The organism is Gilvimarinus gilvus (genome assembly GCF_030518155.1).
GTDB lineage: Bacteria > Pseudomonadota > Gammaproteobacteria > Pseudomonadales > Cellvibrionaceae > Gilvimarinus > Gilvimarinus gilvus.
This window is the reverse complement of record NZ_JAULRU010000569.1, coordinates 172,753-185,929: the sequence shown is the minus strand read 5'-3', so window position 1 is coordinate 185,929 and position 13,177 is coordinate 172,753. Positions and strand designations below refer to the sequence as shown.

Below are 13,177 nucleotides of genomic sequence, written 5' to 3'. Positions count from 1 at the left end.
CTAATGCTCGCGATAAGCGGCATCTGTTGGGGACAGGAAGGTGATGAGGCTCAGGTCGAGCTAACTGTGCAGCCTAGTCTTTGTATTCTGGAGCGCGGTGAAACCCTTTGCCGAGACAAGGTAGAAGTGCGCTGGCAAACCGTGCGCCTATACTCTGTGTGCTTGTTCGAGGCGGGGCAACCAGAGCCTTTGAGTTGCTGGGATGAAAGTCGTAGTGGAGAATATTTGTCGCAGCTACACACTGAAGATGATATACACTTTCAATTGATTGAAATGGCGGAACGGCAAGTACTGGCGAGCCGAGCCTTTGAGGTGGTGGCTGACGCTCAGAGATATCGCCGCCGTCGCCGTAACCCATGGAGTTTTTTCTAATGAGTGTGGTATTGCTGGCTGAAGACGACGAACGTCTGGCCTTACTGGTTAAGGACTACCTCGAGGCCAATCAACTGACAGTGGTGGTAGAGTCATTTGGCTTAAACGTGCCCAGGCAAGTGCAAAGCCTCCAGCCCGACATTCTCATTCTCGATCTAAACTTGCCCGGCAAAGATGGTATTAGCATTTGTCGCGAAGCGCGTGCTGCGGGTTACGCCGGGCCAATACTGATGCTGACCGCGAGAGACGCCGACGCCGATCAGATTTTGGGCTTTGACGTGGGCGCAGACGATTACGTCATTAAGCCTGCAGAGCCGCGTTTGTTGTTGGCGCGAATACATGCACTCTTGCGACGCAGCAGTAGCGAGTCAGCAGAGCAGGGGGACATTGCGATTGGCTCATTGCAAATACTGACCCAGGCACGGGAAGTGCGACTTGATGATAGGCCCATAGCCCTGTCGAGCCATGAATACGATCTTTTGCTGACCCTGGCTCGGCAAGCGGGCAAAGTGATGAGTCGGGAATATTTGTTTACGACTATTTGCAATCGAGCTTACGACGGCCTGGATAGAACGGTTGATGTAAGAGTATCGCATTTGCGCAAAAAGCTCGGCGATAGCAGCGACAATCCCGCGCGCATTAAGACCGTTTGGGGGCGGGGATATATGTTGGTGGCCGATGCCTGGTAAGAGGAAGCGGTCTTGTTGAAGCGAGCATTTTTCACCCTCTATTTGCTCGTTGTTGTTGCCATTTTGTTGGCCGGCTGGGGGCTCGATCGCCTGCAGCAATCCATTTCCACAGAGGCGCCAATCAGTGCCACCGAAGCGGCCTTTCTCCGGTTAATCACTGAGCAAACCGCGCGTCAGCCTGATGACGGTCGACTGGCTTTCGTGCAGGCCCATTTGCAACGTCTCGGTTTGAATGCGCGCGCATATCGGTTATCGGATTTGGCCGACTCGGGTTTGGGCGACGCGCTGGCCTCTGGCGAGCCACTTGTTTTGGACTCCGATGATGGTCGCGAGTTGTATGTGAAGCTCGGCGAATTGTCACTTATCGTTCGTATCGAGTTGCCAGACGAAGCCCCGGCTAGCCATCGCGTGTTACTGATTGGGTTTTATATATTTTTGGCTATTGTTATCTATCTGTGGGTGTGGCCATTGGTTCGCGACCTGAAATCTCTTGAGGCTCAGGCGAAGCAATTTGGCCGCGGCGAGCATCAAGGTGTTCAGCTCAATCAAAGCTCACCCGTATACTCCCTCGCCGGTGAATTTAATCGAATGCAGGAGCGTATTGATGAGCTTCTGACAAGTTACCGTGAAATGACATACGCGGTTTCCCATGAATTGCGTACCCCGTTAGCGCGAATGAAGTTTGCTTTGGAGCTGGCGGAATCTGTCGAGCAGATGCCGCACCCGGTGCAGCGTCAATTATTGAGTTTGCGGCAAGACGTGGCAGACATGGATGATTTAATCAACCAACTGTTTAGCTACGCAGGTTTTGAGTCGCAATCGCAGAGCTTGGTGCAGCGACCGGGCGCCGCTGATGCTTTGGCGGCGCTGGCCGAACAACAAATAAAGCGTATTCAAGAGCAGTATCCACATATTGATATCGAAGTGGAAGATAGGCTAGGTTTAAGCGAATTGTGGTGTGAGTGGCATTTGTTTGAGCGCATTTTACAAAACTTGCTGGGCAATGCGAGGCGTTACGCGGAAAAGCAGATTCGGGTGGAGCTTTACAGCGAAGATCTGAACTACGTAGTCGCGGTCGAGGATGACGGCCCTGGTGTGCCAGCCCATGACCGATTGCGTATTTTTGATTCGTTCATACGGTTAAAGCAGCAGCCGGGAAAGGACAGTAAAGGTTTTGGCTTGGGATTGGCCATTGTGCGTCGTATTATGGGGTGGCACCAAGGAACCGTTCGCGTGGTGGATGGCTCGACGCTCGGTGGAGCGCGCTTTGAGTGTCGCTGGCCGATGTCAGGCGCAAGCGATTAACGCTTGCGCAGTGCTAAGTGACCTTCTAAAAATGCAGAGCCAAGCCGGCAAATGGTCCTGTCAGTTTTAGATCTATTCCAAAACCTTTGCTTAAGTCGACCTCCAATTGACGATATCCAACTTCAAAACCGACATTGATCAGAGAGTCAAATAAATAGCGGGCCTTAACGGTATTGTCACTGATGGTGTAATCGTCAAATTCGGTATAGTTTACTTCGATACCGGCAGACCAGCCGGTAAAAGGCAGTTCGGCTTCCACCAATAGATAGCCCATCGGCAATACATCGTCCAGATTTAGGTTGGCGTCAGTCGCGCCGGCATCAACGTTAACTTTGCCGTCAAACTTACGCAGTGAAATGCCTGCATCGATATTTACCCAGTTGTCCAGTAGTTCATAATAGGCCGTCGCATCGACGTGGCTTAAATCTATTCTCGCTTGTGCTAAATCAATGCCGGCGGTTGAGAACGTTGTGCTACTGTTGATGTCGGCGTAACTCAACCGGGCATTGGGGATAAGCGGAATTGGGTGTTCGACGTAAAGGTGGAAATACTGGTTGTCTTCCTCGCTAAACCCTAAGTCACTGACATCGAATTGGCTGATATCACCACTGTAGTCTGAGCGCCAGATGCCGGCGTCGCCTTTTACGCCTATTGCATCCGCTTGCGTGGCATGGGTAAACATGAGCGCTGATGTGATCAGACCGGTGACAATAGCTTTCATAACATATCCTTTCTGGTTGCTCGTCGAACAATAATCGTCGGTTGCTTTAGTTGACACGTGTACAGATTTGATTGATTTCCTGACTGGGCCGAATCATAGCATTGACGATCGTTCGTCAACACTGCCACTTTGCAAGCTTGCAATAAATTTTTGTGCCGGATTGCTTTGGCTGCGACCGCCGTGATAAACGACGCCTAGTGTCCTCGATAATGAAGGCGCTGCTAGATTGAGCGAGCATAAACTGCTGTCAATCATGGAGGTTGGCAAGACTCCCCAGCCTAAGCCAATCGCCACCATCATTTTTATGGTGTCCAGGTGGTTGGTAACCATATCCACGTTAAGGGTGAGGTGTTGCGCTTGAAACATGGATTCAACCAGCGCCGTGGTGTAGGTGTTGTTGTCGGGCAATATCGCTTTGTATTCGGCCAGATTGTTAAGATCGATGGGTTGACCGGCCAGAGGGTGGTTGGGGCTCGCCACAAACTGTAAGTCGTCGCGCCATATGGGAATATGGCAAATGCCTGGCGCTGGGTTGTCGGGTAAGGTGATAACGCCAAGGTCAAATAAGCCTTGCTCTACCGCGGTTAGCGCTTTTTCTGAATCGAGAAAGTGCAAGTCTAGATTAACCTCGGGGTACGCTCGGGAAAAGGACTGGAGAGCGGGAGGTAATCGATGCAGGCCAATGTGGTGGCTGGTGGCAATGCTAAGCTTTCCCGCGATCCGATTATTTAAATTTTCGATGGCCCGCTCTGCTTCACCGACCAAAATAAGTATCTGTTTGGCGCGGGGTATGAGCACCTCGCCCGCGTGGGTGAGGCTCACCTTCTTGCCAATGCGATCGAACAGCTTAGCTCCGACACTCTGCTCCAGCAGGGCGATACGCTTACTGATTGCCGGCTGGGTCAGGTACAGGCGCTCGGCGGCTCGTGAAAAGGAGCCCGATTCGGCGACGGCAATAAATGTGGCAAGTTGTTGGGTGTCCATAGCCCATAGTTTACCTATTCCATTTGGGAATGCAAAATATAAAAAATATAAATTTGTTTTATTGTTGTTGCGGTAATAACATAACCATTAAAAGACACATTCAATACTCAGGCGTGTGCAAGACACCGCTAAACCGTGATAGTGGGAGATTAGTAATGGCTGCAAGAACGCTTTACGACAAACTTTGGGATGCCCATTTGGTGCAGCAGCGCGCCGATGGTTCAGCGTTGATTTACATTGATCGTCACATTGTGCACGAGGTGACCTCGCCGCAAGCCTTTGAGGGGCTTCGTCTGGCTGGCCGTAAACCTTGGCGAGTGGATTCTGTGCTGGCCACCCCGGACCACAACGTGCCGACCACCGTCAAAGAGCGAGCCTCTGGTGTGAGCGGTATTGAAGACCCGGTATCGCAAATTCAGGTTAAGACCCTCGATGATAACTGTGATGAGTTCGGAATCGTTGAGTACAAGATTAACGATCGCAGGCAGGGAATTGTGCATGTTGTAGGGCCCGAGTCGGGTGCTTGTCTGCCGGGAATGACCATTGTCTGTGGCGATTCACACACCGCCACCAACGGCGCATTGGGCGCGTTAGCGCACGGTATCGGTACCAGCGAGGTTGAACATGTATTGGCGACTCAGTGTCTCGTCGCCAAAAAAATGAAAAATATGTTGGTCGAGGTTAACGGCGAACTCGGAGTTGGCATCACCCCTAAAGATGTAGTGCTGGCCATTATCGGCAAAATTGGCACCGCCGGTGGCACCGGTTACGCCATTGAGTTTGCGGGGGATGTGTTTCGCGCCATGAGTATGGAGGGCCGTATGACGGTCTGCAATATGGCCATCGAGGCGGGTGCCCGTGCCGGTATGGTGGCTGTTGACGATATTACACTCGATTACGTCAAGGGCCGTATTTACGCCCCCACCGAGGCGCAGTGGGCGCAGGCCGAGGCCGCGTGGCGGGATTTAACCTCTGATGCCGGGGCGCATTTTGATGAGGTGGTGACATTGAACGGCGCTGAAATCATGCCGCAGGTGAGCTGGGGAACGTCACCGGAAATGGTGGTAGGTGTTGCGGATGTTGTGCCAACGCCTGAGGCTGAAGTGGACGCCGTTAAACGCGAAGGTATGGAGCGGGCCCTGGAGTATATGGGGCTTAGTGCCGGGCAAGCTATCCAGGACATAAAGCTCGATCGGGTTTTTATCGGCTCCTGTACTAATTCACGCATAGAGGATATGCGTGCGGCGGCGCAAGTCGTCAAAGGTCGCAAGAAAGCCGATAGCGTCAAGCAGGCGATGGTGGTCCCTGGTTCAGGTTTGGTGAAGGCGCAGGCCGAGGCCGAGGGTCTGGACAAAATATTCGTCGAGGCCGGTTTTGAATGGCGCGAACCAGGTTGCTCTATGTGCCTGGCCATGAACGCTGACAAATTAGGTGCGGGTGAGCACTGCGCTTCCACCTCGAACCGCAACTTTGAAGGTCGCCAAGGCTATGGCGGCAGGACTCATTTAGTGAGCCCGGCGATGGCAGCTGCGGCAGGTATTGCCGGGCATTTCGTTGACGTTCGCGAATTTGTCGGTCAGGAATAAGGGGAAGATAAATGAAAAGTTTTAGCAAAATTACCGGCATTGCAGCGCCTATGGATCGCGCTAATGTCGATACCGATATGATCATTCCCAAGCAGTTTTTAAAATCCATCAAGCGCACCGGATTCGGTAAGAATTTGTTTGATGAATTGCGATATCTCGATGAAGGCAAGCCCGATCAAGAGTGTACGGGGCGCCCACTCAATGCGGAATTTCCACTCAATCACGCGCGCTATCAGAACGCGAGTGTGCTGTTGGCGCGTAAAAATTTCGGCTGCGGGTCTTCCCGAGAGCACGCCCCCTGGGCGTTGGATGACTATGGTTTTCGCTGCGTCATTGCGCCTAGTTTCGCCGATATTTTTTACAACAATTGTTTTAAAAATGGCTTGTTGCCACTGGTGCTAACCGACGACGAGGTGGAGGTCCTGTTTCAACAGATGTACGCCGCGCCGGGCTATGAGTTGACGGTGGATTTGCCAAGCCAGCAGGTGGTGACACCGGGCGGAGATGTTTTTCACTTTGAAGTCGATGAGTTTCGTAAGCACTGCTTGATAAACGGTTTGGATGATATTGGCTTAACGCTTGAGCAAGCCGATGCTATTAAAGCCTATGAGGCAGAGCGTCGCCAGTCGGCACCGTGGTTATTTGACGCGGTAAAAAACTAATCAGTCCCTTCAGATTTGAGGAAGTATTGTGTCTAAAAAAGTAATGATTTTACCGGGTGACGGTATTGGCCCTGAAATTGTCGAGCAGGCGTGTCGCGTGCTTGCAGCGGTTAATGAAAAGTTTAATCTGGGGTTGGAATTTGTTGAAGAGTTGATTGGTGGCTCGTCCATCGATGTGCACGGAGAGCCATTGACGGATGCCGCGGTAGAGCGAGCCAGATCCTGCGATGCGATATTGCTGGGCGCCGTCGGCGGCCCTAAATGGGACACTATTGATCGCTCCATTCGCCCCGAACGAGGTCTTTTGAAAATTCGTTCGCAGCTCGGTCTATACGCCAACCTTCGCCCCGCGCTGCTTTACCCGCAATTGGTTGAGGCGTCTAGTCTTAAGCCCGAAGTGGTTTCTGGTTTGGATATCTTGATTGTGCGGGAGCTTACCGGAGGCATATATTTTGGTGAGCCCCGCGGAATTCGGACATTAGAAAACGGTGAGCGTGAAGGTTATAACACCTACAAATACTCAGAGAGTGAAATTGAACGCATCGGTCGCACCGCGTTTGAAATGGCACGCAAGCGCCATAAAAAAGTCTGTTCAGTAGATAAGGCAAACGTTCTGGAGGCCACCATATTATGGCGTGAAGTGATGGATCGTCTGGCTCCTGAATACCCTGATGTCGAGCTTTCGCATATGTATGTCGACAATGCCGCCATGCAGCTAGTGCGAGCGCCTAAACAGTTCGATGTTTTGGTCACCGGCAATATGTTCGGCGATATACTTTCCGACGCTGCCGCTATGCTCACCGGATCCATCGGTATGTTGCCATCGGCGTCACTTAACGAGCAGGGCCAAGGGATGTACGAGCCTTGTCACGGCAGTGCACCTGATATCGCCGGTCAGGGCATTGCCAATCCGCTGGCGACCATTTTGTCGGCATCGATGATGCTGCGTTACTCGCTGGGTATGACCGATGCGGCCGATGTAATTGAGGCCGCTGTCGGTAAAGTGTTAGACCAAGGCTTGCGGACCGCTGATATCCATACGGCAGGCAATGAGAAAGTGGGTACGCAGCAGATGGGCGATGCGGTACTCCAGGCCCTGTAATTGGCTATTGGTCAGGCCAATTATTTGCAGTAAGGCGCTAAATGCGGCAAAATCAAAGGCTGGCATCGCTTGCTCAAAAGGCGCTGAGGCCAGCTTTAATTCATTCAAACCAGAGAGTTAAACATGAAAGTAGGTTTTGTAGGTTGGCGCGGAATGGTCGGCTCCGTACTGATGGAGCGCATGGTTGCGGAAAACGATTTCGAGGGCTTAGAGCCTGTATTTTTTACCACATCTAATGTGGGTGGCGCGGCGCCACAGGTTGCCGACGATCTACCTGCGCTCAAGGATGCCTACGCGATTGACGAATTGAAGCAAATGGACGCTATTATCTCCTGTCAGGGTGGCGACTACACCAAAGCGGTTTTCTCTGATTTGCGCAACGGTGGCTGGCAGGGCTACTGGATTGATGCGGCATCTAGCTTACGCATGGCGGATGACGCCATCATTGTGCTGGATCCGGTTAATCTTAACGTCATTAAAGATGGCTTGACCCGCGGTGTAAAAAATTACATCGGTGGCAATTGTACCGTGAGCTTGATGTTGATGGGGCTTGGTGGTCTTTTTGCCAATGATTTGGTGGAGTGGGGCACATCCATGACTTACCAGGCGGCCTCAGGCGCAGGCGCCCGCAATATGCGAGAGCTGATTGAACAAATGGGCACCATTCGGGATGCGGTGGCACCTGAGTTAGCTGATCCAGCCTCGGCCATATTGGAAATCGATCGTAAGGTGGCCGAAAATATGCGCTCGGGCAACTTCCCGACAGAGAATTTTGGCGCCCCGTTGGCGGGTAGTGTACTGCCGTTTATCGACAGTCAGCTCGAAAGCGGTCAGAGCCGTGAAGAGTGGAAAGCGCAGGCGGAGACCAACAAGATCCTGGGCAATACCGGCAATCCAATTCCTTTGGATGGTACCTGTGTGCGTATCGGTGCCATGCGCTGTCACGCTCAGGCATTGACGTTGAAGTTGAAAAAAGACGTACCTGTGGCTGACATTGAACAAATGCTTGCCGAGCACAATGAGTGGGCGAAAGTGGTTCCCAGCGATAAAGAATCCACTTTACGTGATCTAACCCCAACCGCCGTAACTGGTACTTTGACCGTTCCGGTAGGGCGTTTACGCAAATTGAGTATGGGCGGTGAATACTTAAACGCCTTCACTGTCGGTGATCAGTTATTGTGGGGCGCGGCGGAACCTCTGCGTCGCATGTTGAAAGTACTGCGCGAAGCCTGATTTTACGGCTCGTTGAAGACCTCAGTTTGCTTGGCAAACTGAGGTTTTTTTATTTCTGGAGTGTGATCCGCGGCGCAATTTCTCACATTTTTAGTGGCGGGAGCTCTATATCACCCAAAAACCACCCCAAATGGATGGACCTTGGCAGGCTAAGTATTGATAAAAAGCTATTTATAATGAATACTTAGAGCCAATATTGAAGAAATATTCGAGGTTTTGGGGCCTCTTAAGAATCACAATTGGCTGGCCGCGTATCAATTCAGTGGCTGACAGGATGTCGAAGGGCCGGGTCGTCGGAAGGCCGGGGGATACTATAAAAGGAAAGTGCTATGCAACTTCGTAAGCTGTTTTTACTGCTTGGAGTCTTGTCGCTCATAGTGTCACGCTCCGTGATGGCTTTGGGTCTGGGCGAAATAAAGCTGAACTCGAACTTGAACGAACCGCTCGATGCGCATATCAATCTTATTGATATTGGCGAACTTGGGGCAGACCAGATTATCGTCAGGCTGGCCGACGAAGGCGATTTTCGCCGTCTGGGAATTGACCGCTCTTTCTTTTACACCCAGCTGCGCTTTAATGTCATCGCGGACCAGCCCGGTGAGCCGTTTATCGCGGTGACCAGCAAAGATGCGGTGCGAGAGCCTTTCCTGAGCTTTGTCGTGGAGGTGCGCTGGACCAGTGGTCGACTGTTGCGTGAATACACAGTGCTACTCGATCTGCCGGTTTTTTCCGACGAATCTGCTCGCCCTATTGAGGCAACCGCCACTCCGGTAAGTGGTACGAGCACAGCGGTAAAGAATGAGCCGGTACGGACTGCGAGAGAGCCCGGCGCCGTACCGGCAGAACGCTCTACAGGCAGTGACGTGTACGGGCCCGTCAAAGCAAACGACACCTTGTGGGATATCGCCCGAGCGGTAAGACCGGGGCGCGCATCTATTCAGCAGACCATGCTGGCCATCCAGCGCGCGAACCCGCAAGCCTTCATAAAAGGTAATATTAATCTGCTGCGTAAAGGTCAGGTGTTGCGTATTCCTTCGGCCCAGGAGATTGGCAGCCTAACCGCGCGTCAGGCGATTAGTCAGGTGGCTCAGCAAAATCGCGAGTGGTCTGGCAATGCTATGGGCGCGCAGTTGGATGCGTCTGGTCGCAGCGGCTCTGCAAATCGCTCCGACGCTGGTGTGCAAGGTCAGGTTAAGTTGGCGGCTCCCGGCACAACCGGGCAAGGTGGTACTGCGCAAGGCGGTGGCTATGGCAGTGGCTCGGCCGGGGCTTTGGCCGATGAATTGGCAGCCGCGGAAGAAGAATTACAGCGTAGCGTGAGTGAAAACAATGATTTACGCTCACGAGTGACGGATCTGGAAGACCAAATTGAAACCATGGAGCGTCTGCTGGCAGTCAGCAATGAACAGCTTGCCGCTTTGCAGTCTTCCGGTGAGCAAGAGTCTTCCATGTCTACAGCTGAAGATACGGCGACGGCAGAACAGCAGAGTTCAGTGTCAACTGAGGTAGCTGTTGAGCCTGAAGTCGCTGAAGAGCCAGCACCTGAAGTCGAAGAGTCTAAGCCAAGTGCCACTCAAGTCGTCCGTCGCCCCCCGGAGCCATCTCTGATGGACAAGGTGATGGCGAATATTCACTGGATTGGATTGGCAATTGTCGGTCTGATCGTTGCGCTGTTCGTTATTTTGCGCAAGCGCAGCGGTGCGAGCGACACTGAGCATGAATTTACCTCCGAGTTTGATGATTCTGTGTTTGAAACAGAAGAAGACACAGAACAAGATGCCGTTGCCGATGAGTTTGATGAAGATCTGGGTGATGCGTTCGAAGAGGAGACGGTCCAGCCAGTAGAAGCTGAAACAGGTGACGTTGTCAGCGAAGCTGATATCTACATCGCCTACGCCAAGTACGATCAGGCTGAAGAAATGCTGCTTAAAGGGCTGGAAAAAGAAGTTGGGTCCTTGCCAATTCAACTGAAATTGCTGGAAGTTTATGCGGAAAGTGGCAATCGCTCAGCGTTTGACGAACGTTATAATCTTGTAGCACCTGCGGCTGATCAGGCCGCGCTCGCTAGGGCGAACGAACTGCGCGCTCAATTTGGTGATGCCGAGCCAGCTGCGGATACAACTGAAGAGCCCGCGCTGGATGAACTCGAGGATTTCGGTTTAGATCTTGATGATGACATTACTGGCACCGAGGAAAGTGACAGTGAGCTAACGCTAGATGGCGACGATGAATCTGAGTCAGAGCCTGCACTGGACCTGGATGAAAGCTTTGATCTCGATGATTTTGCTGCAGACTCGGCGAGCAATGACAGTGCAACCGAAGACTTGCTCGATTTAGATGGCGAAGATTTGTCTCTGGATGACTTCGAGTTAGATCTGGATGAGGATTCTGACGGCGAGACTGCTGCAGATCCAGCAACCAATGAGCTCGAACTGGAAGGCTCCGAGACCCGTTACGATCTATCGTTTGAAACGGATAAAGATGATCAGAGCGACGAGCATGAGCTTTTAGATTTTGACCTCGAGTTGGATGATGAGTCTGCTACCGGTGCTGCTGATACGGAAACTGTCGAAGAGCCTCTGCTGGATCTCGAGGCTGACGAGCCATTATCAACACAGGGCTCAGCAGATGAAGAATTCTCGCTGGAGTTAGACGATACAAACGAGGCACAAGGCGACGAGCTCAGCTCCGATACTGATGACATTTTGTCGTTAGATATGGAGGACTCTGTTAGCGAAGACAGTGGCTTGGAGCCTTCGGTGTCGAGCGAGCCCGCAGAGCTGGATGACTTTGAGCTGGAATTGGACGACGATATTGAGTCGGCCCCCCTGCTTGACGAGGGGCTCGAGCTCGATGGTAATGATTCGCTGGAAAGTGCCGAGCCTGAATCGGCCAGCAGCGACACAGAGGAGTTGCCGGACTCCTCTGACGATCTGACGCTGGACTCTGCAATCGACCAGCCCTCTGAGTCGGCATTAACTCTGGAGTCAGAGGATCTGGAGGACGATTCAGATCTAACTCTTGACTCAGAAGTGTCTGGCGCGAGTCTGGATTTGGCCGATGAAGACGCCGACGACTTTGACCTGGACCAGGCCATGGGAGATCTTGATCTCGAGGCACTGGATCGTGAAATGGCGGATCTTGATGCGCCAGAGTCGGATGCTTCTGTGCACGAGGCGGCCCCTGCGGAGCCTCAGCCGACGGCGAACTCTGAGCACGACGTCAGCGAGGATATGGATTTATCCGTAGACGAAGATGACGCTTTCGATGAAGCATTGAGTGGGCTCGACGAAGGAATGGACGTTGATGATTTACCAACGCCAGAGTCTGTCGCTGAAGTCGCTGACGATGACGACGAAGACCTCGACTTTTTGGCTGATGCCGATGAAGTGGCGACTAAATTAGATTTAGCGCGTGCTTACATCGACATGGGTGACATGGAAGGGGCGAAAGATATTTTGTCTGAAGTTACTGAAGAAGGTAATGATGAGCAGAAACAAGAGGCGCAAAGCCTGCTTGAAAAAGTAGACAGTTAAGCGCTTTGGTTATTCGAAAGGCCTTGTACGTTTCGACGTACAAGGCCTTTTTTGTCACATGAGAGTTAACATGGGTAAGTATGTCCGTAACGGTGAAATTCTTGCCGACACCAATTGGCCTGAAGGTATGAACCGAATTGCCATGGCGGTGGAATACAAGGGCAGCAGTTTTCACGGGTTTCAGGTGCAACCCGGTGGTTTAGCGACGGTACAGGGTGCACTGCACAAGGGCTTGTCGAAGATTGCGGCTGAACCCATTAGTTTGGTTTGCGCCGGGCGGACGGACGCGGGGGTGCATGCAACCAATCAAATTGTCCATTTTGATACGTTGGTACAGCGACCGGAAAAAGCCTGGACGCGGGGATTGAAGGCCTATTTACCGGATGATATCTCTGTTCACTGGGCGCACGACGTTGGTCCAGAGTTTCACGCCCGCTTTAACGCTCAGTCTCGTACCTATCGATATTTGATTGCCGAAGGCTGCGCCAAGCCTGCGCTTCTGCACGATCAGATTACCTGGAGCCGCAAGGCGTTGCATTTGCAAAAAATGGTCGATGCAGCGAGAGATCTCGTTGGGGAGCATGATTTTACTTCCTATCGCGCGGTTCAGTGTCAGGCCCATTCGCCCGTTCGTACCATCGAGCATTTAACGTTAGTGCGCAAGGGCGAACTCATCGTACTGGAAATCCGTGCCAACGCTTTTTTACATCACATGGTGCGCAATATAGTCGGTGTTCTGATGGCCATTGGCGCAGGCGAAAAACCGGTTGGTTGGGCAAAGCAGGTGCTTATGGCCAGGGACCGGCGCCTGGGCGGGGTCACGGCGCCGCCTTTCGGGCTCTACTTGGTTCAGGTGGATTATGACGCCAGCTTTGGTTTGCCCGCCAGGCTTCCCGGGCCGCTGTATTTCGATGAGCCGGTAGGGCATTGGTATTCTGACGAATGAGCAAAATTCTGCTAAGATTCGCGCTCTGAGTTTTAGAGTCA

At 52.3% G+C, this 13,177-nt stretch carries 11 protein-coding genes; 9 read left to right on the top strand and 2 right to left on the bottom strand.

Features of this window, described 5'->3' with window-relative positions; genetic code table 11:
- The first annotated feature begins 3 nt into the window (after positions 1–3).
- From QWI17_RS11445 to QWI17_RS11435, 3 genes are read left to right on the top strand one after another with little or no spacing between them, the layout of a single operon-like run.
- Positions 4–372, top strand: coding sequence for a DUF3019 domain-containing protein (locus tag QWI17_RS11445; RefSeq protein ID WP_302722641.1), 369 nt, complete (start codon positions 4–6; stop codon positions 370–372).
- Entirely contained in the window at positions 372–1,061 is a 690-nt protein-coding gene (locus QWI17_RS11440) for a winged helix-turn-helix domain-containing protein (RefSeq protein ID WP_302722640.1), read from the top strand. The genes QWI17_RS11445 and QWI17_RS11440 overlap by 1 nt, the downstream gene beginning before the upstream one ends.
- Before the next feature lie 12 nt (positions 1,062–1,073).
- On the top strand, positions 1,074–2,366 hold the full coding sequence (locus QWI17_RS11435) for an ATP-binding protein (protein ID WP_302722639.1): 1,293 nt from the start codon (positions 1,074–1,076) through the stop codon (positions 2,364–2,366).
- Positions 2,367–2,391: 25 nt separating this feature from the next.
- On the opposite strand, the gene QWI17_RS11430 is transcribed toward QWI17_RS11435, so the two are convergent.
- Both QWI17_RS11430 and QWI17_RS11425 read right to left on the bottom strand, forming a co-directional pair.
- On the bottom strand, positions 2,392–3,087 hold the full coding sequence (locus tag QWI17_RS11430) for a TIGR04219 family outer membrane beta-barrel protein (protein WP_302722638.1): 696 nt from the start codon (positions 3,085–3,087) through the stop codon (positions 2,392–2,394).
- A gap of 93 nt (positions 3,088–3,180) precedes the next feature.
- The gene (locus QWI17_RS11425; protein ID WP_302722637.1) at positions 3,181–4,071 is read right to left on the bottom strand and encodes a LysR family transcriptional regulator; all 891 of its coding nucleotides are present in this window, start codon (positions 4,069–4,071) and stop codon (positions 3,181–3,183) included.
- Between the two features lie 155 nt (positions 4,072–4,226).
- On the opposite strand from QWI17_RS11425, the gene leuC reads away from it, so the two are divergent.
- The 6 genes from leuC (at position 4,227) to truA (ending at position 13,136) form a co-directional block, all read left to right on the top strand.
- Entirely contained in the window at positions 4,227–5,657 is a 1,431-nt protein-coding gene (gene leuC / locus QWI17_RS11420) for a 3-isopropylmalate dehydratase large subunit (protein ID WP_302722636.1), read from the top strand.
- Between the two features lie 11 nt (positions 5,658–5,668).
- Positions 5,669–6,319 carry a 3-isopropylmalate dehydratase small subunit gene (leuD, locus tag QWI17_RS11415; RefSeq protein WP_302722635.1) on the top strand — a complete coding sequence of 217 codons (651 nt, stop codon included), beginning with the start codon at positions 5,669–5,671 and terminating at the stop codon, positions 6,317–6,319.
- Positions 6,320–6,347: 28 nt separating this feature from the next.
- Positions 6,348–7,421: a 3-isopropylmalate dehydrogenase gene (gene leuB / locus QWI17_RS11410; protein ID WP_302722634.1), complete on the top strand. Its 1,074-nt coding sequence runs from the start codon at positions 6,348–6,350 to the stop codon at positions 7,419–7,421.
- 123 nt (positions 7,422–7,544) lie between these two features.
- Positions 7,545–8,654 (top strand): aspartate-semialdehyde dehydrogenase, encoded by a 1,110-nt coding sequence (asd, locus tag QWI17_RS11405; protein ID WP_302722633.1) that lies wholly within the window; start codon positions 7,545–7,547, stop codon positions 8,652–8,654.
- Between the two features lie 329 nt (positions 8,655–8,983).
- Positions 8,984–12,190, top strand: a complete 3,207-nt coding sequence (locus QWI17_RS11400) for a FimV/HubP family polar landmark protein (RefSeq protein ID WP_302722632.1) — start codon at positions 8,984–8,986, stop codon at positions 12,188–12,190.
- Positions 12,191–12,260: 70 nt separating this feature from the next.
- Positions 12,261–13,136 (top strand): tRNA pseudouridine(38-40) synthase TruA, encoded by an 876-nt coding sequence (truA, locus tag QWI17_RS11395; protein WP_302722631.1) that lies wholly within the window; start codon positions 12,261–12,263, stop codon positions 13,134–13,136.
- The last annotated feature ends 41 nt before the right edge of the window (positions 13,137–13,177 follow it).